This window comes from Vibrio sp. H11, from assembly GCF_004804295.1.
Classification (GTDB): Bacteria; Pseudomonadota; Gammaproteobacteria; order Enterobacterales; family Vibrionaceae; genus Vibrio; species Vibrio ostreae.
In genome coordinates, this window is sequence record NZ_SSHN01000001.1 from 131,783 (window position 1) to 150,453 (window position 18,671).

At 52.1% G+C, this 18,671-nt stretch carries 19 protein-coding genes; 12 read left to right on the top strand and 7 right to left on the bottom strand.

The genetic code is table 11. The features are described from left to right. The first annotated feature begins 1 nt into the window (after window position 1). The 6 genes from prmC (at window position 2) to ybaK (ending at window position 5,632) form a co-directional block, all read left to right on the top strand. Window positions 2-853, top strand: a complete 852-nt coding sequence (gene prmC / locus E6C74_RS00720; protein WP_136482389.1) for a peptide chain release factor N(5)-glutamine methyltransferase — start codon at window positions 2-4, stop codon at window positions 851-853. Between the two features lie 26 nt (window positions 854-879). Further along, window positions 880-1,263: a SirB2 family protein gene (locus E6C74_RS00725; protein WP_136482391.1), complete on the top strand. Its 384-nt coding sequence runs from the start codon at window positions 880-882 to the stop codon at window positions 1,261-1,263. A 101-nt stretch (window positions 1,264-1,364) separates the two neighbouring features. After that, the gene (locus tag E6C74_RS00730) at window positions 1,365-2,174 is read left to right on the top strand and encodes a SirB1 family protein (RefSeq protein ID WP_136482394.1); all 810 of its coding nucleotides are present in this window, start codon (window positions 1,365-1,367) and stop codon (window positions 2,172-2,174) included. A 20-nt stretch (window positions 2,175-2,194) separates the two neighbouring features. Further along, complete coding sequence (gene kdsA, locus E6C74_RS00735; protein ID WP_136482396.1) at window positions 2,195-3,046, top strand: 3-deoxy-8-phosphooctulonate synthase; 852 nt, start codon at window positions 2,195-2,197, stop codon at window positions 3,044-3,046. Between the two features lie 232 nt (window positions 3,047-3,278). Then, window positions 3,279-4,940 (top strand): bifunctional UDP-sugar hydrolase/5'-nucleotidase UshA, encoded by a 1,662-nt coding sequence (ushA, locus tag E6C74_RS00740; protein ID WP_136483157.1) that lies wholly within the window; start codon window positions 3,279-3,281, stop codon window positions 4,938-4,940. A gap of 209 nt (window positions 4,941-5,149) precedes the next feature. Then, on the top strand, window positions 5,150-5,632 hold the full coding sequence (ybaK, locus tag E6C74_RS00745; RefSeq protein WP_136482398.1) for a Cys-tRNA(Pro) deacylase: 483 nt from the start codon (window positions 5,150-5,152) through the stop codon (window positions 5,630-5,632). An 89-nt stretch (window positions 5,633-5,721) separates the two neighbouring features. Here ybaK and E6C74_RS00750 read toward each other — a convergent pair whose 3' ends face one another. Next, window positions 5,722-6,969: a uracil-xanthine permease family protein gene (locus E6C74_RS00750; protein WP_136482400.1), complete on the bottom strand. Its 1,248-nt coding sequence runs from the start codon at window positions 6,967-6,969 to the stop codon at window positions 5,722-5,724. A 221-nt stretch (window positions 6,970-7,190) separates the two neighbouring features. Here E6C74_RS00750 and E6C74_RS00755 point away from each other — a divergent pair, with 221 nt between their 5' ends. Further along, window positions 7,191-8,426 (top strand): DUF2066 domain-containing protein, encoded by a 1,236-nt coding sequence (locus E6C74_RS00755; RefSeq protein ID WP_136482402.1) that lies wholly within the window; start codon window positions 7,191-7,193, stop codon window positions 8,424-8,426. Between the two features lie 154 nt (window positions 8,427-8,580). Here E6C74_RS00755 and E6C74_RS00760 read toward each other — a convergent pair whose 3' ends face one another. From E6C74_RS00760 to E6C74_RS00775, 4 genes are read right to left on the bottom strand one after another with little or no spacing between them, the layout of a single operon-like run. Further along, window positions 8,581-9,015: a DUF2069 domain-containing protein gene (locus E6C74_RS00760; protein WP_136482403.1), complete on the bottom strand. Its 435-nt coding sequence runs from the start codon at window positions 9,013-9,015 to the stop codon at window positions 8,581-8,583. After that, window positions 9,012-9,587 carry an NAD(P)H:quinone oxidoreductase gene (gene wrbA / locus E6C74_RS00765; protein WP_136482406.1) on the bottom strand — a complete coding sequence of 192 codons (576 nt, stop codon included), beginning with the start codon at window positions 9,585-9,587 and terminating at the stop codon, window positions 9,012-9,014. Before wrbA ends, E6C74_RS00760 begins: the two co-directional genes overlap by 4 nt. A gap of 30 nt (window positions 9,588-9,617) precedes the next feature. After that, window positions 9,618-9,968: an arsenate reductase (glutaredoxin) gene (arsC, locus tag E6C74_RS00770; protein WP_136482408.1), complete on the bottom strand. Its 351-nt coding sequence runs from the start codon at window positions 9,966-9,968 to the stop codon at window positions 9,618-9,620. Between the two features lie 21 nt (window positions 9,969-9,989). Further along, window positions 9,990-11,447, bottom strand: coding sequence for a M48 family metallopeptidase (locus E6C74_RS00775; protein WP_136482410.1), 1,458 nt, complete (start codon window positions 11,445-11,447; stop codon window positions 9,990-9,992). A 269-nt stretch (window positions 11,448-11,716) separates the two neighbouring features. Here E6C74_RS00775 and E6C74_RS00780 point away from each other — a divergent pair, with 269 nt between their 5' ends. The 3 genes from E6C74_RS00780 (at window position 11,717) to E6C74_RS00790 (ending at window position 15,120) form a co-directional block, all read left to right on the top strand. Continuing rightward, complete coding sequence (locus E6C74_RS00780; protein WP_136482412.1) at window positions 11,717-11,953, top strand: sulfurtransferase TusA family protein; 237 nt, start codon at window positions 11,717-11,719, stop codon at window positions 11,951-11,953. Further along, on the top strand, window positions 11,946-13,019 hold the full coding sequence (locus E6C74_RS00785) for an AI-2E family transporter (RefSeq protein WP_136482414.1): 1,074 nt from the start codon (window positions 11,946-11,948) through the stop codon (window positions 13,017-13,019). Before E6C74_RS00780 ends, E6C74_RS00785 begins: the two co-directional genes overlap by 8 nt. Before the next feature lie 229 nt (window positions 13,020-13,248). After that, a complete protein-coding gene (locus E6C74_RS00790; RefSeq protein ID WP_136482416.1) occupies window positions 13,249-15,120 on the top strand; it encodes a methyl-accepting chemotaxis protein in 1,872 nt (623 codons plus the stop codon). A 57-nt stretch (window positions 15,121-15,177) separates the two neighbouring features. Here the strand turns inward: E6C74_RS00790 and bcp are convergent, their stop codons facing one another. Together bcp and E6C74_RS00800 are read right to left on the bottom strand one after the other, a co-directional pair. Next, window positions 15,178-15,651 carry a thioredoxin-dependent thiol peroxidase gene (bcp, locus tag E6C74_RS00795; RefSeq protein WP_136482418.1) on the bottom strand — a complete coding sequence of 158 codons (474 nt, stop codon included), beginning with the start codon at window positions 15,649-15,651 and terminating at the stop codon, window positions 15,178-15,180. 22 nt (window positions 15,652-15,673) lie between these two features. After that, complete coding sequence (locus E6C74_RS00800) at window positions 15,674-16,216, bottom strand: glycine cleavage system protein R (RefSeq protein ID WP_136482420.1); 543 nt, start codon at window positions 16,214-16,216, stop codon at window positions 15,674-15,676. Window positions 16,217-16,653: 437 nt separating this feature from the next. Here E6C74_RS00800 and dapA point away from each other — a divergent pair, with 437 nt between their 5' ends. Together dapA and bamC are read left to right on the top strand one after the other, a co-directional pair. Then, complete coding sequence (gene dapA, locus E6C74_RS00805; protein ID WP_136482422.1) at window positions 16,654-17,532, top strand: 4-hydroxy-tetrahydrodipicolinate synthase; 879 nt, start codon at window positions 16,654-16,656, stop codon at window positions 17,530-17,532. Between the two features lie 57 nt (window positions 17,533-17,589). Further along, window positions 17,590-18,618 (top strand): outer membrane protein assembly factor BamC, encoded by a 1,029-nt coding sequence (gene bamC / locus E6C74_RS00810; RefSeq protein WP_136482424.1) that lies wholly within the window; start codon window positions 17,590-17,592, stop codon window positions 18,616-18,618. Window positions 18,619-18,671 lie beyond the last annotated feature (53 nt).

Sequence of the window (18,671 nt, forward strand, 5' to 3'; positions counted from 1 at the left end):
TATGTCTCTGACCATAGAAGCCGCCCTGAAGGCGGCGACTTTGCAATTGAGCGCCAGCGGCAGCGATTCGCCGGCGCTGGATGCTGCTGTGCTGCTGTGTCATGCTCTCGACAAGCCGCGATCTTATCTGCTGACCTGGCCGGATAAAGTGCTGGACAGTGACGTGCAACAAGGGTTTGAGGCCCTGCTGGCTCGGCGCAGCAGCGGTGAACCTGTGGCTTATATTCTCGGTGAGCGGGAATTCTGGTCATTGCCGCTTAAAGTTGCCCCCTCAACCCTGATCCCAAGACCGGACACCGAACGGTTGGTCGAACTGGCTCTGGACAAAGCGGTGACCCTGGAGGGGGATATTCTCGATTTGGGAACCGGGACCGGTGCAATTGCCCTGGCTCTGGCATCAGAGTTACCTCAGCGCCAGGTGGTCGGAATTGATTTACGTCCTGAGGCACAGCAGCTTGCCTGCGAAAACGGCCGCCGGTTAAATATCACCAATGTCACGTTTCTGCATGGCAGTTGGTTCTCGCCATTGGCGGCCGGTACAAAGTTTGCTTTGATTGTCTCTAACCCGCCTTATATTGATGAGCATGATCCTCATCTTGACCAGGGCGATGTGCGTTTTGAACCCAAAACGGCACTGGTCGCTGCTGATAACGGTTTAGCCGATATCAAACATATCAGTCAGGCTGCGCGGCAGCATCTGTTGCCGGGCGGCTGGCTGGCGTTTGAACACGGTTATCAGCAGGGCGCGGCTGTTCGCACCATTATGCAGGATTTAGGTTATCAGTCAGTGAGCACAGAGCTGGATTATGCCGGCAATGACCGCGTCACTCTGGGGCAATTCCCGGCTTGCTGATTACGTTGAAATAAAAGAGGAATAGAATGTACGAAGGATTAAAACATTTTCACATGCTGACCATCGCCCTCAGTGCGCTGTTGCTGACTGTACGCTATGTACTCATGATGCGCGATTCAGCTCTGTTACAACATAAGTTCCTCAAAGTGACTCCCCATGTTGTTGATACCTTTCTGTTGCTGTCCGGCATCGGTCTGATTTCCATCACAGGTTTTATTCCATTTACGGCCGCCGCGCCGTGGATGACCGACAAACTGACCTGTGTACTGGCTTATATTGCCCTGGGTCTGTTTGCTCTTAAGCTAGGTCGTACCAAGCTGATGCGCACCCTGGCCTTCTTTGGCGCACTGGGCTGGCTGGCGATTGCTGGCAAGATTGCAGTGACCAAAGTTCCGATGTTCTTTGGCTGACAGGCTGCCAGTGGTGTCTTGCCATGTCATGTAAAGGCACGCCCTTGCCGCAGGGCGTGCAGACATAACCTGAAGAAATAACCAACCGATAGAGTAGTTTGATGCTGGATTTGTGTGATGAAGATTTTGATGCGATGGAGCTGGTGGACGGTGCTCTGGCGCTGAATAAAGCCATCAATCCTGACACTCAGGTCGCCTGGGCTAAAGTGGAACTTAAGCGTCTGCTGGATGAAGCCGAGCTTGCTCTGTTGCATGAGCGTGATGAGAAACAACGCTTTGAGGCGTTTTTGCGCCTGTTTTATTTCGAGTGGGGTTTCGCCGGTGACAGCGAAGCCTACTTTGATTCCAGTAACGCTTTTATCGATAAAGTACTGGAGCGACGTAAAGGGATCCCGGTCAGTCTGGGGGCTCTGCTGCTTTATTTCGGCCGCCAGCTCGGCTTTCCGCTGCAAGGCGTGACATTCCCGACCCAGTTTATTGTTGAGCTGCACTGGCCGGATGAAGGGCCGCGTTACATCAATCCGTTTTCTGGTGAATATGTCTCGCTGCATACGCTGCAGGCGTGGTTGATTGGCCACAAAGGTCCGCTGACGAAACTGAAAACGGATCACCTCAAACCGGCCGATCACCCGACCATTATCGGTCGCTGGCTGGCGCTGGTGAAAAGTGCTCTGCTGCGTGAAGAGCACTATACTCTTGCCCTGCGATGTACCGATCTGGCCCTGACATTTGTGCCCGATGATCCGTACGAAATTCGCGATCGCGGTTTTATCTACCAGCAGCTCGATTGTCATCAGGTTGCCTTGACCGACTACCAATATTTTATTGAACAGTGCCCGGATGATCCGGCCGCAGAATTACTGAAAACTCAACTTAATGCCCTGAGTCACGATGCCGTGACCCTGCATTAAGCCTAACTAAGAGAAAAAACATGGAACAGAAAATTGTTCACGTAGGTGATATCCCGGTAGCGAACGACAAGCCGTTTACTCTGTTTGCTGGTATGAACGTACTGGAATCGCGCGATATGGCGATGCAGATCTGTGAACACTACGTAAAAGTAACTGAAAAGTTGGGCATTCCCTACGTATTCAAAGCGTCGTTTGATAAAGCGAACCGCAGTTCTGTCCACTCTTACCGCGGCCCTGGCCTGGAAGAAGGGATGAAAATCTTTCAGGAACTGAAAGATACTTTTGGGGTGAAGATCATTACTGACGTGCACACAGAAGCTCAGGCTCAGCCTGTTGCCGACGTTGTGGACGTGATCCAGTTGCCGGCGTTCCTGGCGCGTCAGACTGACCTGGTGGAAGCGATGGCGAAAACCGGTGCGGTGATTAACGTGAAGAAACCACAGTTTATGAGTCCGGGTCAGGTGGGTAACATCGTTGAGAAGTTCGCGGAATGTGGTAACGAGAAAGTGATTTTGTGTGAACGTGGTTCTTGCCACGGTTACGACAACCTGGTGGTTGACATGCTGGGCTTTGGGGTGATGAAAAAGGCGTCGAACGGCAGCCCGATCATCTTTGACGTGACTCACTCTCTGCAGATGCGCGATCCATCTGGCGCTGCTTCCGGCGGTCGCCGTGAGCAAACCGTAGAACTGGCTAAGGCTGGTCTGGCGACCGGTATTGCCGGCCTGTTTATCGAAGCGCATCCGACTCCGGATCAGGCCAAATGTGACGGCCCGTCTGCGCTGCCGCTGGACAAGCTGGAGCCATTCCTGGCCCAGATGAAAGCTCTGGATGATATGATTAAGAGCTTTGCGCATATTGATATCCGCTGATTGCTCTGCGCTGCAAATCTGAAAAACCGCCGTTTGGCGGTTTTTTTATGCGCGGCATCTCTCGAACGTACACGCTAAAACTGGCTTGAGCGCGATTTGTTGCACATACTTGGCGGATAAAGCAGATGCCTTCAGTGGGGACGGCCAGCAAGCGACAGATTTGCACCGGCGTAACATGTTTACCGCTGAAGCGTATCACCGCAGTGGAACCGTATCAGTGGAACGCATTCTCATGAAACAAGGCTTACTCGTAAAATCCGCGCTGGGAAGTGTGCTGGCCGCTGTGCTGGCGGGCTGTGCCAGTTCACCTCAGCCCGCCTGGCAGGAAGATAAAACCTACACTCTGACCATCTTGCACACCAACGATCATCATGGCCGCTTCTGGCCGAATCAGTATGGCGAATATGGCCTGGCCGCACGTAAGACTCTGATCGAACAGATCCGGGCCGAGGTGACCGCGCAGGGTGGCAGTGTGTTGCTGCTTTCCGGCGGTGATATCAATACCGGTGTGCCGGAATCAGACCTGCTGGATGCGGAGCCGGATTTTAAAGGTATGAGTGTGCTGGGTTACGATGCGATGGCGATTGGTAACCACGAATTTGATAATCCGCTGGAGGTGCTGTTTAAGCAGCAGCAATGGGCTAATTTTCCGCTGCTATCCGCCAATATTTATGATAAAGCGACCGGACAGCGTCTGTTCCAGCCGTATCAGATCATCAATAAGCAGGGGATTAAAATTGCTGTGATTGGCCTCACTACCGAAGATACCGCACTGATCGGTAATCCACAGTATATTGAGGGGCTGGAATTTCGTGATCCTAAAACCGAAGCCAAACAGCTGGTGGCTGAACTGCAGCATAGTGAACAGCCGGATGTGGTGATTGCGGTCACCCACATGGGGCACTATCAGGATGCGCAGCATGGCAGTAATGCGCCGGGCGATGTCTCCCTGGCCCGAGCTCTGCCGCATGGTGCGCTGGATATGATTATCGGCGGTCATTCGCAGGAGCCGGTGTGCATGGAAGGCCCGAATGTGATGGTGAAGAACTTTGCTCCCGGCGATGCCTGTCAGCCTGATCAGCAGAATGGCACCGATATCCTGCAGGCCTATGAATGGGGCAAATATGTCGGCCGTGCGGATTACCAGTTCCGCAATGGCGAACTCAACCGGATCAGTTATCAGTTGATCCCGGTTAACCTGACAAAAAAAGTCAGCGTGAACGGAGAGAGCAGCCGGGTTATCGCCACTCAAGCTATCGAGCCTGATCCGGCGCTGGAGGCTTTCCTGCGTCCGTATCAGGAGCAGGGCCAGGCACAGCTGAATGTCAAAATTGCCGAGACCAACGGCAAGCTGGAAGGCGATCGGGATGTGGTGCGTTTTAGGCAGACCAATCTGGGTCATCTGATTGCCACTGCGCATATGCAACGGGCAAAAGCCGATTTTGCCATCATGAACTCAGGCGGTGTGCGCGATTCGATCGCCGCCGGTGAGGTGACCTATAAAGATGTACTTCAGGTTCAGCCGTTTGGTAACTCACTCAGCTATGTCGAGATGGGCGGTGAGGAGTTGCTGGCGTATCTGAATGTCGTGGCGACCAAACCGGTCGACAGTGGTGCGTTTGCCCAATTTGCCGGTATTTCGATGACGATTGCTGATGGTCGGGTATCGAATGTGTTTATCAGTGGCAAACAGTTGCGTCTGGACGGACATTATCGCTTCAGCATTCCGAGTTATAACGCTGCGGGTGGCGACGGTTATCCGGATATTACCCGGCATCCGGGTTTTGTGAACACCGGCTTTGTTGATGCCGAGGTTTTGAAGGATTATCTGCAGGCGATGAGTCCGATTGACGTCAATCTGTATGCCCCATCCGGTGAGATTATTTATAAGTAAGGTGTGTCTATCCGCTGCCGAGGAATATTCCTGACAGTTTGACCGCAGAGATTGACGTTATGCGTGCGATCCCTTTTACTAACCGCTGAGCGGCGCAGTTGCCAGAATTTGTCAGAGCTTGCCAGAATTGAGCCGCTTTTGTGGACAGGCCGGCGGCATTAAGTCCGCCTGTTTTTGTGTTTGTTAACGGGGATAAGGACCTATTTTGCATGACTCCTGCCATTAATCTTGCCAAGAAGAAGAAAATTGCCCACACCATTCACCAGTATGAGCATGATCCCAGCCACAGCAGTTACGGACTGGAAGCGGCGCAGGCGTTAGGTCAGGATCCGAAAACCGTATTTAAAACCCTGCTGTTCTGTCTCAACGGTGAAGCCAAGAATCTGGCCGTGGCTATCCTCCCGGTTGATCAAAAGCTCAATCTCAAGCTGGCGGCCAAAGCGGCAGGCGCCAAGAAAGCAGATATGGCTGATCCGGATATCGCGCAGAAAACCACCGGCTACGTGGTCGGGGGCATCAGTCCGCTTGGCCAGAAGAAAGCGTTACCGACCTTTATTCATCGCAGTGCCGAGACCTTGCCGACCTTGTGTGTCAGTGCCGGAAAGCGCGGCCTGGAAATTGAGCTGGCCCCACAGGATTTAGCCCTGCTGACCCGGGCTAAGTTCGCGGAGTTGTGTCAGCCCGAGGGTTGAGCGGATACGCATCCAATAAAAAACGGCCTCTGCAGAGGCCGTTTTGTGGTGAATTCTTACTGAATTCGCGCTGTGTTCAGACACGCAAATTAGTTGTCTTCTTCCATCTGGGCATTATCGACCACATGGTTTTCACCCAGATCCTGTGGCAGAACCAGGTTAAGAATAATTGCCACAATTCCGCACAAGCTGACGCCCTGCAGGCTGAACTCGCCGATGCCGAAGGCCATGCCACCGATACCAAAGACCAGAGTAATCGCCACAATCACCAGGTTACGTGATTTGTGCAGGTCAACATGGTTTTTGATCAGGGTGTTGAGGCCGACCGTAGCGATTGAACCAAACAGCAGAATCATAATACCGCCCATCACCGGAACCGGGATGGTTTGCAGCAGCGCGCCCAGTTTACCGACCAGAGCCAGAATGATAGCCGTCACGGCAGCCCAGGTCATGATGACCGGGTTGAATGCTTTGGTCAGCATGACTGCACCGGTTACTTCACTGTAGGTGGTGTTTGGCGGCGCACCCAGGAAAGTCGCTGCGATGGTTGCCACTCCGTCACCTGCGATGGTGCGGTGCAGACCCGGTTTTTTGATGTAGTCTTTACCGGTCACGTTCGAAATGGCCAGCATATCACCCACGTGCTCGACCGCCGGAGCAATGGCCACCGGAATCATAAACAGGATCGCATTGATATTGAATTCAGGGAAAGTGAAGTTTGGCAGTGCAAACCAGGCAGCTTGTTGCACCGGTGCAAAGCTGACCACTCCGAAGTAGAGTGACAGTGCATAACCGGCTGCAATACCGCCACAAATCGGCAGTAGTTTAAAGAAGCCTTTGGCAAAAACACTGATGACCACAGTGACCAGCAGCGAGACACAGGAAATCCACAATGCTGCGTCGCCGTTGACCAGCTGGACTGAACCGTCGCCGGTTTTACCCAGAGCCATATTGACCGCAGCCGGAGCCAGGCCCAGACCGATGACCATGATCACCGGGCCAACCACAACCGGTGGCAGCAGTTTATGGATGATGCCAACACCGCGCACTTTAATGACCGCACCCAGAATAATGTACACCACACCCGCGGCCATCAGGCCACCCATGGTCGCCGCAATACCCCAACTTTGGATACCGTACATAATAGGAGCAATAAAAGCGAACGAAGAGGCAAGGAAGATTGGCACTGAGCGGCGGGTAATGAGTTGGAAAAGAAGGGTGCCGACACCAGCCCCGAATAGTGCAACGTTAGGATCCAGACCGGTCAGAAGCGGTACAAGAACCAGAGCACCAAATGCAACAAATAGCATTTGTGCGCCTTGAATGGCATTTTTCATCGTTTTTTCCCTGATGCTGAAACAAAATTCGCGCGATTCTATCACTTTTGCAAACGATTGCCATGCAAACTGGATCAAAGTTTTTGTGGTTTTTATCACTAAGGCGGCAAAAGTACGCTGGAGCGGGCAGAGCCAATTTGACCTGAGACAGTAGGCGCGCCTTGCCCGAAGCGGGAGAGTTGCTTATCATCAGGCTTCACGATGTGGAAGGTAGGAAGAGTATGCGTTATTTAGCTTGGTTGATGATGGGGCTGATGAGTCTGCCCGCGTTTGCCCTGACAAAAGTCAACTTGTATCAAACGGAAGTGGTACTGGATCAGCAACAGGATAACGCCGATGCTGCCGCCCGTGCCGCGGGATTGCAGCAAGTGATCATCCGCGCCAGCGGCAATAAAGATGCGGCCAGTAATAGTGTGGTGCAAAAAGCCCTCGGCCGCACGTCTCAGTATCTCAATCAAATCAGCTATGCCCAGCAGGATGACGCCAAAGTGGTGCGTATGGGCTTTAGTGCGCCTAACGTTCGTGCATTACTGACCCAGGCTCAATTACCATTCTGGCCGCAGGAGCGTGCCAATCTGCTGGTGTGGCTGGTAGAAGAGTCCGATTATGATCGCAGCATCAGCTGGGAACACAGTGATTCAGCGCTGCTTAAACACATCAGGCTTGCCGCTGCTGCCCGAGGTTTGCCATTGACGGTACCGGTGGGTGATTTTGATGATATCACCGGTGCACAGATTTCCGATTTGTGGGGGGGGTTTAGCCGGCCAATCAGCCAGGCCAGCCAGCGTTACGCTACGGATGCGGTACTTGTGGTACGCGCCCAAGGTTCTGATTTACGCTGGACCTTGTATGATCAGCAGGCCGAGAGCATGATTTCCGCACCGAAAACGCCGTTGAACGGCCAAGCATCCGGTGCGGATGCGGCGACCCAGATGGTGGATGAGCTTAGCGATTACTATGCCAAGCAGAATGCGGTTGTGGTCAATGGCGAATCATCGCAAGCTGTACTGGCGGCCTTTAAACCGATTGATGGTGCGATTGCTTTCTTTACTCTGGAAGAGCAGTTACAGCGCCTGAGTTCAGTGGCGTCACTGGACATAGTGAAAATTCAGGGCGATGAAGTCACCTTCAAGGTGAATCTGCTGACCAGTGAAGCTGAGTTTGAACAGGAAGCGCTGCGTATTGGTGCAGTCGGTAAGCGTGAAGCGCCACCAGCACCACTTGTCGCGCCTGTACCTGAGGTGACGTCACAGCCACTGAGTGATGACGCATCTGTGACTGATGAGGCAGAGATTGATGGCGCTGCGGTTCCGGCGCAGGAAAGCAGCGCCGATCCGATATCGCCAACAGACATTACTCCGGTATTGGCAGAGTCAACAGTGGCGCAAGCGCCGCTTGCTGAGCCTGAGCCGCTACTACCTGCACTGCCAGTGTTGTACTTTAGCTGGCAACAATAACCGTCGGCGGCAATAAGAATGAGCAGTGATAACAGCGGCAAATCATGTCAGCGGGAATCAGTCACGATTCGTCATCAGTAAAAAAGCGCCATTAGGCGCTTTTTTAATGTCGTCTGTCTTTACCATCAGCTGCGCTATTTGCGGTGCTGAGGCATTACTTACGTGGCTGATCAAATCGGGCCCGCTCCTGCTTTTCTACCTCTGACAAGCGGGTCAGTTTCAAGCCCAGCTCTTTACCACGGTGACGGGCGTAGAGGATATTGCCGATAAAGGCGGCAAAGGTAAGGACAAGTTCCACCGCCGCCAGCAAGCGTTCACCGTTATCGATGTACAGCAGAGTCAGGGCGTGCAAAAAGTAGAACATCAAAATGAAATTGGCCCAGGCATGCGTGTACGGTTTGCCGGCCAGGATTCCCGGCAGTGGCAGTAGCAAGGGGATCATCCAGGCGATGGCCAGGGTCAGCGCATTAATGTGCGGATGAGGCGATAGCGACAGTTGCCACAGTGCTATCCAGGCCAGCAACGCTAAATTTCCGCCCAGTGCCAGCCAGCGGAACAGCGCAGTGCGGGGAGACATGTCGACACTCATGAATTTTCCTTCAGTTGGCTTGCGATACGCGCAAGGCGTTGCCCTAAGCGTTGCGCCAGCTGGTTTTCCTCTGCGCTCAGTTTGTCCTGATGACCCGACACATGACTGGCGCCATAAGGCGTGCCGCCGGAGCTTGTGGTGTGCAGCGCCGGCTCGGAATAGGGGATGCCGAGAATCAGCATGCCGTGATGAAGTAGGGGTAATTGCATGCTTTGCTGTGTGGTTTCCTGGCCGCCATGCAAAGTGGACGAGGAAGTGAATACGCAGGCCGGTTTGTCGATGAGATCTCCGCTCAGCCACAGCGGAGTGGTTTGATCCCAGAAGTGTTTCAGGGGAGCGGCCATATTACCAAACCAGACCGGGCTGCCCATCGCCAGACCATCGCACTGCTTGAGCTCATCCAGAGTCAGGTGGGGATCTGCTCCATCGACCTGCTGCGGGCTGAGCTCCGGCACAGTGCGCAGTACGGCCTCACAGCCAGCGACCGACTCAATGCCACGTGCGACCTGACGCGCCAGCGCACGGGTGCCGCCATGGCGGCTGTAATACAGCACTACGAGTTTCAGACTCATACCTGTTCTACTCTCATACCTGTTCTACTGTCATAGAATGTCCAGTACCTGCTCCGGTGGACGCCCGTGGCGGGCTTTTCCGTTGGCAACCACGATTGGACGTTCAATCAGCTTCGGGTGTTCGGCCATGGCGGCAAACAGGTCATCATCCGATAGTGAGCTGTCAGCCAGGTTGAGTTCTTTATAGAGTTCTTCTTTGGTCCGCATCATCTCGCGCACCTGACTCAGGCCCAGCTGGGTGTACAGCTCTTTCAACTGGGCCACGCTCAGCGGCTCATCCAGGTATTTCACCACTTGTGGGTCGATGTGGTTGGCTTGCAACAGCACCAGTGTTTCACGGCTTTTGGAGCATCTCGGGTTGTGATAAATCACGACAGACATAAAAACTTCCTCTTAAGTAGGTTATTGCAGTGTCAAGAAGCGCTCTCGTTGCACCATCAACTGGTCGATACGTGCATCGTAGCGCGCCTGTTCCAAACTGCCCAGTTTCGCCAGCTGGCTGGCCTGAGTATAAAACTGAATCGCTTTGTTCCAGTTGGCTTGCAGAGCGAGGATTTCAGCCCGTGCCGCCAGCTCTTCGGCGCCGTTCCCCCCGAGGGCACTGGACTCAGATAACAGGTGCCAGCCATTGGGATCGTTGGGGTTGTCATGGGTGTAGCGCTGCAGGGTACGTATTGCCTGCGGATACTGCTCCGCTTTGATCAATGCGTTGGCATAGTTGATGACCAGCACCGGGTTATTCGGCTTCTGCTTCAGCGCGCTGCTGAGGCGTTCGACTGCCTGTGGCGCTCGGTCTGTGGCCAGATACAGGTCGGTCAGCGCATCGAGATAGAAATTATTGTTGGCATCGCTTTTGAGCAGCGAATCGAGCAGGGGCTCTGCCTCATCAAAACGGCGGCTGTCGAGATACACCAGCGCTTTGCCATAGTCAAAGGCCGGTTTGAGCTCGGGAGCCGCTTTTTTCTGCGTGCGCTCAAACCAATCCAGCGCGGCATCTGAGTCAATCCCGGCATAACGGGCAACCACGCGCGCGCGCGCCAGGTGATAATGCAGCGACGGCGGCAACTGAACCGGACTGAACTGCTGGGCACGCACCCGGCTGTCGGTGATACGATCAGCCGGCAGCGGGTGAGTCAGCAACATAGGCGGTGGTGTGCTGGCATAGCGATATTCATCGGCCAGACGACCAAAAAAGCGTGGCATGGCATTGACGTCAAAACCCGCTTTGGCCAGGGTATTGATGCCAAACCGGTCGGCTTCTTTTTCATTGGCTCGGGTGTAGTTGATCTGACTCTGAATATTACCGGCGGTCGTGGCGGTAATGGCGGCAATACCCGCTTGCGGGGCTGCGATAGCCAGCAGCAGTGAGCCAGCCAGGGCGGCAATGGTGGCCGGCGTTCGCTGGGCCTGATCTTCCATACTGCGCGCCAGGTGACGTTGGGTGACATGGGCGATTTCATGCGCCATCACCGATGCCAGTTCACTCTCAGACTGGGCATGCAGGAACAGGCCGGAATGCAGGGCCACATAACCGCCGAAAAACGCAAACGCGTTAATGTTACGATCGCGAATCATAAAAAAGGTGAACGGCGTTTTGACATCATCGCTGTTGGCGACCAGGCGGTGACCGAGCGCATCGATGTATTCGTTCAGGACCGGGTCATCGATAACCGGTTGGTTATTGCGCAGCATGCGCATGTATGCGTCACCATAGATCAGTTCCTGATCTATGGTCAGGGTTGAGCCGGCGACGGTGCCGATGTCGGGCAATTCAATGCTGTCGGCATAACTCGGCACCGGAGCGGCCAGGGCCGCTGCGAGGCAGAGACATAACAGTGAACGAGTACGTTTGACTATCATAGCTACAGGTAATACTCCAAAATCATCTCTCACTAAGACACTGTCTCATCGGAATGGTTTCCCTGCGGGCGGCCGGGACTGATACGCTGACAAGGTGCGCCGGCATGGCAGCAGCGCTGCACCTTTGACCATTAGTCAATCTTGCGCGGGTTTGCCGATTCGCTATTGCTTGGTAATGAAAGGTAACGATTTTTTCTCCGAGAGAAAAACTGGCACGCCGCGCAAAAGACTATACAATATCTCACCTATATTAAGGATTGAGCCGCAGAATGGAACCGAATATTCTCGATTTACGTCAGCAGCGCTGCCCTATGGCGTTATTACTTGCCAAACGTCACACTGTGCAGCTGGATGCTGGTGAATCGACCACCATTTTGCTGTCTGATCCAAACTCAAAACGCGATATTGAAGCCTACTTGCTCCGGCAACCGTTTACCTGCCAGAGTGACTATGCCGATGGTTATTTTTCGCTACACATAGTTAAGGAGAGAGGATCCAATGTTTGAACTGGTGAGTCGTTGGTATAAGCGACGTTTCTCCGATCCACACGCTGTCAGCCTGGTGGCGATACTGTTCTTTGGTTTTATTACCATCTATTTCTTTGGTCATCTAATTGCCCCTCTGCTGGTCGCTATTGTACTGGCTTATCTGCTGGAATGGCCGGTGATCCAATTGTGCCGAATGAAAATCCCGCGCACTCTGGCGGTGATATTAGTCATTATGCTGTTTACCGGCCTGATGTTGCTGGCGGTGTTTGGCCTGGTACCGACCATCTGGCAGCAGATCGTTAACCTGATTAACGATATTCCCAATATGTACAACGGGCTGCAAAAATTTATCGCCATGATTCCAGAGCGCTATCCGGAACTGGCCAATCTGCAAATCGTTGAATCGATTGTAACCAATGCCAAAAATAAAGCGTTGGGTATGGGCGAATCCGTGGTGAAAGGCTCTCTGGCTTCCCTGGTCAGTATTGCGACCTTAGCGGTTTACCTGATCCTGGTGCCTTTGCTGGTCTTCTTCCTGCTCAAAGACAAGCAGGAAATGTTGGGTATGGTGCGCGGCGTTCTGCCACGCAACCGTAAGCTGGCCAACAAAGTCTGGCATGAAATGAATCAGCAAATTTCCAACTATATTCGCGGTAAAGTATTGGAAATATTGATTGTGGGCAGTGTCAGCTATGTCACTTTTGCTATTCTTGACCTGCGTTATTCGGTGCTGCTCGCGGTCGCGGTCGGCCTCTCGGTGTTGATCCCGTATATCGGTGCTGCCGCAGTGACGGTTCCGGTGGCAGTGGTCGGTTTGTTCCAATGGGGAATGACGCCGCAGTTTTACTACCTGCTGATTGCTTATGGCATCATACAGGCACTGGATGGGAATGTACTGGTTCCGGTGCTGTTTTCTGAAGCGGTCAACCTGCACCCGGTTGCCATCATCGTCTCTGTGCTGGTGTTTGGTGGATTATGGGGTTTCTGGGGGGTGTTCTTTGCTATCCCGCTGGCGACTCTGGTGAAAGCGGTCTGGAATGCCCTGCCGAGTACCGAAGAAGATCCACCGGAGCAACTGAGCTGATTGCAGCACTAAATTTTGCGGCGCCCTGTCATTGTATGATGGGGCGTTAATTTATCCGGTGAATAAAATGTAAATAAAGTATTATTGATTGAACTATAACTAACGGTTAAGTTAGGCCTTAAGTTTTGTTATGGCTAGTCGATATATACACAATGATGGATCAAATAATAATAAATGACTTTTTATTGATTGCAGTTAATCGCTACAAGCTTATGAGTTGAGGGAAGATATGAGATTTAGCCAAAAAATTGTGGCCGCTTCATCGGCGCTACTGTTACTGATTATATTGCTGTTATCGATTCAGCAGCTGAGCACAGTGCGCACAGAAGTCGAGTCTTTGGTTAACAGCAGCCTGAAGGAGATGGTTGCCGGGGTAAATAACACGATTACCGCACAGATGACCAGTAAAAAGGCGCTGGCTCAGTCCACCACCGAAGTTCTGGAACTGGATCCGCAGAACCGCACTTACGTTAAAAACGTGTTGGAAAAACCGGCACTGAAAGGCAGTTTCCTGGCGGTCGGTCTTGGCTATCAAGCCGACGGCAGCGTGGTTGAAAATGACGATGGCTGGGAGCCAAGCGGCGATTATGATCCGCGTAAACGCCCTTGGTTTATGGCCGCCAAGCAAGAGCGTAAGCTAACGCTGACTGCGCCGTATGTTGATGTATCAACTAAGAAAACCATTATGTCTATCGGTACGCCGGTGTTTGACAACGGTCAGTTTGTCGGTGGCATGTTCTACGATCTTGAGCTGACCAAGCTGGCAGATCTTATCAACTCCATTAACCTTTTCGATGCCGGTTACCTGTTCATCGTTACCGCCGATGGCACCACTATCGCGCACCCGACCACGGCGAACAACGGCGAGAAGCTGAGCAGCTATCTGCCACAGGTCACCATTACTCCGGGAACGCAGGAAATAGAGATTGATGGCAATCCGTTTATGGTCAACTTCACCAAGGTGCCAAGTGAAAACTGGTACATAGGTGCGATTGTCGATGAAAATAAGGCTTACGATTCAGTGGATACGCTGCGTACTAATAGCATCATTTACACTGTGATTGGCGTATTGGTGAGTATCGTCGGCCTGACCTTGCTGATTAAGTTCCTGATGCGTCCGCTGGGTACGCTCAATGAAGCGATTAAAGATGTCGCGTCCGGTCAGGGTGATTTAACCAAACGTCTCAGTACGGACACCGATAAAGAGTTTGCTGAGCTGGCACAGGGCTTCAATACCTTTACCGAAGCACTGCAAAAGCAGATTCAGCAGTCCAAGGCGATTGGCGTAGAAATCATGCATGGTGCTGAGCAAACAATGGGAACAGTGCAGGGCTCTGCGGCGGCGATGCGCGATCAACTGCAGGAGCTTGAGCAGTTGGCGACCGCGATGCACGAGATGGCGGTGACAGCAACGGAAGTGGCCAATAACGCCCAAGGGGCCGCTTCAGCGGCGAAAGAAGCCGACGATGCGACCGTGGAAGGTTCACGTGTGGTGAGTGATACCGCCCAGTCGATTGACCGTTTGTCCGCTCATATTGAGATGGCGGTGGAAGAGGTGCGCGGTCTGGAATCGGCGACATCCAATATCGAAACCATCTTGAAAGTGATCAACGATATTGCCGATCAGACCAATTTGCTGGCGCTGAACGCGGCGATTGAAGCAGCCCGTGCCGGTGAGTCTGGCCGAGGTTTTGCTGTGGTTGCCGATGAAGTTCGGACCCTGGCGCAACGTACTCAGCAATCGACGACGGAAATCCGCAGCATGATTGAACAGTTGCAGGCGGGTGCAGGTTCCGTTTCTGTGGCGATGAAAGAGAGCAAGTCGACCGCAGAAGATGCCGTGGAAAAAGCTCAGCTGGCGGATGAAGCGCTGCAGCGTATCCGCGCGTCAATTCAGCAGATCAGTGATATGAATATGCAAATTGCTTCTGCGGCGGAAGAGCAGAGCCTGGTTGCGGAAGAGATCAACAGCAATACGGTGAAAATTAAAGATCTGTCGACTCAGGTATCGGAATCTGCGCAAGAGGCGAGTATTTCGATGCAGGCCCAGACAGAAAATGTGCGTGAGCAAGACGCCATTCTGAACAAGTTTATTGTCTGAGTGGTGTACAGCTTCACACAAAAAAAGGGCCAGTCTTGTGACTGGCCCTTTGACTATTTATGCATTTTTCTCATTGAGATAATTAAGAACAACTTCGTGATGATCTTTGGTTTTGAACTTATTAAATACATGTTCAATTGTGCCGTTTTCATCAATCAGAAAACTGATGCGGTGCAGGCCATCGTACACCTTACCCATGAATTTTTTCTCGCCCCATACGCCAAACTGTTCCGCTACGGCATGGTCTTCATCTGACAGCAGCGTGAAGTTGAGATTGTCGCGTTCAATGAATTTGCCCAGACGTTTAACCGGATCAATGCTGACACCCAGAACGACCACATTGTGCGCATCCAGTTCTGCTTTGACATCACGCATTCCTTGTGCCTGGACAGTACAGCCGGGAGTCATGGCTTTCGGGTAAAAGTAGAACAGCACTTTTTTACCGGCAAAGTCAGACAAAGAGACCGTATTACCATCCTGATCGGGAAGCGCAAAAGCCGGTGCTGGTGAGCCTGCGGTTAGTGTATTCATCATCCTTCCTTTTATTGCTTGTTCAGAGACTGTTTTTAATAAAGTTCAGCGAACCTTTGACCTGTAATTGAGCGCACACCGCATCAAAATCTTCCTGCAGTTGCATCAGATTACAATTACCGTCGACGTGCGCAGTGATCGCGAGCTGGAACTGGTCATGTTCACTTTCAAGTTTTTGCTTATCGATGGTCTGGGCACTGAGTGAGGCCATACCGATATTACGTTCGGCAAAAAACTGGGTGAACTTTTCAGTCAGCCCGGGCTTGTCATCGGACTCGACGTAAATGTCTACGATGTAAGCGTTGTTTTGGCTCACATGAGGTGAGGTACGTTTCATCATGGTGATCAGCTCCTGCTCCTGCCCCAGTAACGGCAGCAAGGTTTCCACCCGTGTGACACTGTTGGCATTGCCCGACACTAACATAATCAGGGTAAATTCGTTTCCGAACAAGGCGATACGACTGTCGATGATATTGCATCCGGCCTGAGTCACCAGTTTGATCACCTGATTACAGATGCCTGGTCGGTCGCTTCCTACTGCGGTAATTACTAAATGTTGAGTCATAGCATCACTTCGCTGAATTTTTCCGGCATGTTAACACAGTTAAAGTATAGAGAAAGCGCACCAAAACGTCTTTTTCTGTGCGACGACAAAGCGTTATTTTGACATACCCGAAAGTGATAAAAATAAACCCTCTATAACGCGACAATTATCCTTTGCATGCAGTGATTTCATGATAAAGTCGGGAAAGCAGGCATAGAGCCTTTACCAAGTTGCGGTTCGCATCGAGCGCAGAAAGGGGTGTCTTTGGGCATAAATGACCACCGTTTGACATCCGGTGGTTTGTACTGTGTATAAAGCAGAGTACAGAATAGAATGAGCCTAAAATCTGACATCTGATAAATATTCACTCATAAGGGCTATTTAAGCGCTTTGCCCCTCTTGTGTTTTTCAAGCGCCATGCAGTACCATGCAAGAGTTATCAATCTAGGGAGATAGACATGTTTTCAGGAAGTATCGTCGCGTTAATTACACCTTTTAATTCAGACGGTGAGGTCGATTATCGTAGCCTGAAAAAGCTGGTCGATTACCATATCGATGCTGGCACTGACGGAATCGTTTCTGTGGGGACGACCGGTGAATCAGCCACCCTCTCGATCGAAGAGCATGTCAAAGTTGTGGAGAAAACTGTTGAGTTTTCCGACGGGCGTATTCCGGTCATTGCGGGCACTGGTGCGAATGCAACCCACGAATCAGTGACCTTCAGCCGACTACTGAACAATACCGGCATCTCAGGTTACCTGAGTGTGACGCCGTACTACAACAAACCGACTCAGGAAGGTTTGTATCAGCATTACAAAGTGATTTCTCAGGAAACCGACGTGCCGGTTATCCTCTACAACGTACCTGGCCGTACCGCGGTTGACATGAAACCAGAAACAGTGGCTCGTGTTGCGGAACTAAAAAACATTGTCGCACTCAAAGATGCAACAGGTGATTTGAGCCGTGTTGCCCTGCACCGTGAACTGTGTGGTAAAGATTTCGATCTGCTCAGTGGTGATGACGCGACCGGCCTCGAGTTTGTAAAACTGGGTGGTCAGGGTGTCATTTCGGTGACCAACAACGTTGCAGCTGCAGACATGGCAAAAATGATGCGTCTGGCGCTGGAAGGTAAGTTTGAAGAAGCTGAAGTGATTAACCAGCGTCTGATGGCGCTGCACAAAGGTTTGTTTGTTGAGTCCAGTCCGATTCCGGTTAAATGGGCTGCTCACAAAATGGGTCTGATTGCAGAAGGTGATCTGCGTCTACCTTTAACGGAACTCTCTGAACAAGCTCGTCCACTTGTTGCCCAAGCAATGACAGAAGCCTGTATTTTCTAAGGCACTATCCAGTACAATGCCGGGGTTTTCATACCCCGGTACATTTTAGGAGTTTCAATGAAGTTATCGCGTCAGCTGGTGGTTGGGTCACTGGCTGTTTTGGTGTTGAGTGCCTGTTCAAGCAGCCCAACGCAACGCCGCCAGGCCAAAGATGATTTTGCCTATCTAGAGACCAAAGATTTTAAACAGTGGGCATTGCCTGAAGGGGCGACGCCGCAGTTTTATCCCGATTACGATATTCCTCAAGGTGATTTCAAAGGTGGTGTCGGCACTGTGGTCGATATTCGTCCGCCGCAACAGGTGCTGGAACTTATTCCAGGCGCCAGAGCCGAAAGCCAGAATGGCAAAGTCACTTTGTGGATGATCCGTAAAGATGAAGCCGATCAAGTGTGGCAGACTGCACTGACGATGATGCGTGAGCATAAAATTAAAGCGCGTCAACAATCAGACACCCAAGTTGAAACTGACTGGGTGAACTGGGTCTCGGAAGATGAAGATGCCGAAATCGGTAGCCGTTACGAACTGAGCCGGGTCGAAGCGAATAACCGTTATGGTTTCTCGGTCGCCCTGATCGACTGGCAGCAGGCTGGTGAGCGTCAGGCGGTCTCTATGACCAATAAAGAGCGTTATAGCGTGTTGATGACCAACCTGGTGACCGCTCGATACGATCAGGAAGTGCGCGCGGAAGCGGAGCGTAAAGCTCAGGCGCTGGTGAAACAGATCCCGATCTCTATGGGTGCTGACCGCAGTGGCTTCCCGGTCATTATTGCTCGCTCTCCTTATAATGTTTTGTGGCCTCGACTGCCGGAGCTGTTGCCTCGCATGGGCTTTACTCTGGAAGAACGTAATCAGTCACAAGGTACGATTAAGGCTAAATATGCCGCGCCGGACGATGAGTTCTGGCAGCAAATCGGTGTGAAACCAATGAACCTCAAGGCGGGTACTTATACCTTCCTGTTTGGTGATTTGGGTAACCGCACGTCAATCAACGTGACAGATTCAGCGGGTAAACCGGTTGAAGAAGCGCTGTTGAAAGAGATGATGCCGGTGCTGGCGGCGATTTCGGAGCGCAGTAAAACGCAATAAAGCCTTTATTGACGTTACATCGTTATAAACAACAAAAGGGACGCATCAGCGTC

Bases quoted from the DNA above. Each gene is read 5' to 3' on its own strand.
- E6C74_RS00785 (WP_136482414.1), top strand. From the start codon at position 11,946: ATGTTTGAACTGGTGAGTCGTTGGTATAAGCGACGTTTCTCCGATCCA.
- E6C74_RS00760 (WP_136482403.1), bottom strand. From the start codon at position 9,015: ATGAGTGTCGACATGTCTCCCCGCACTGCGCTGTTCCGCTGGCTGGCA.
- E6C74_RS00725 (WP_136482391.1), top strand. From the start codon at position 880: ATGTACGAAGGATTAAAACATTTTCACATGCTGACCATCGCCCTCAGT.
- ushA (WP_136483157.1), top strand. From the start codon at position 3,279: ATGAAACAAGGCTTACTCGTAAAATCCGCGCTGGGAAGTGTGCTGGCC.
- E6C74_RS00775 (WP_136482410.1), bottom strand. From the start codon at position 11,447: ATGATAGTCAAACGTACTCGTTCACTGTTATGTCTCTGCCTCGCAGCG.
- E6C74_RS00790 (WP_136482416.1), top strand. From the start codon at position 13,249: ATGAGATTTAGCCAAAAAATTGTGGCCGCTTCATCGGCGCTACTGTTA.
- dapA (WP_136482422.1), top strand. From the start codon at position 16,654: ATGTTTTCAGGAAGTATCGTCGCGTTAATTACACCTTTTAATTCAGAC.
- kdsA (WP_136482396.1), top strand. From the start codon at position 2,195: ATGGAACAGAAAATTGTTCACGTAGGTGATATCCCGGTAGCGAACGAC.
- E6C74_RS00730 (WP_136482394.1), top strand. From the start codon at position 1,365: ATGCTGGATTTGTGTGATGAAGATTTTGATGCGATGGAGCTGGTGGAC.
- wrbA (WP_136482406.1), bottom strand. From the start codon at position 9,587: ATGAGTCTGAAACTCGTAGTGCTGTATTACAGCCGCCATGGCGGCACC.
- E6C74_RS00750 (WP_136482400.1), bottom strand. From the start codon at position 6,969: ATGAAAAATGCCATTCAAGGCGCACAAATGCTATTTGTTGCATTTGGT.
- arsC (WP_136482408.1), bottom strand. From the start codon at position 9,968: ATGTCTGTCGTGATTTATCACAACCCGAGATGCTCCAAAAGCCGTGAA.
- E6C74_RS00800 (WP_136482420.1), bottom strand. From the start codon at position 16,216: ATGACTCAACATTTAGTAATTACCGCAGTAGGAAGCGACCGACCAGGC.
- E6C74_RS00780 (WP_136482412.1), top strand. From the start codon at position 11,717: ATGGAACCGAATATTCTCGATTTACGTCAGCAGCGCTGCCCTATGGCG.
- E6C74_RS00755 (WP_136482402.1), top strand. From the start codon at position 7,191: ATGCGTTATTTAGCTTGGTTGATGATGGGGCTGATGAGTCTGCCCGCG.
- bcp (WP_136482418.1), bottom strand. From the start codon at position 15,651: ATGAATACACTAACCGCAGGCTCACCAGCACCGGCTTTTGCGCTTCCC.
- bamC (WP_136482424.1), top strand. From the start codon at position 17,590: ATGAAGTTATCGCGTCAGCTGGTGGTTGGGTCACTGGCTGTTTTGGTG.
- ybaK (WP_136482398.1), top strand. From the start codon at position 5,150: ATGACTCCTGCCATTAATCTTGCCAAGAAGAAGAAAATTGCCCACACC.
- prmC (WP_136482389.1), top strand. From the start codon at position 2: ATGTCTCTGACCATAGAAGCCGCCCTGAAGGCGGCGACTTTGCAATTG.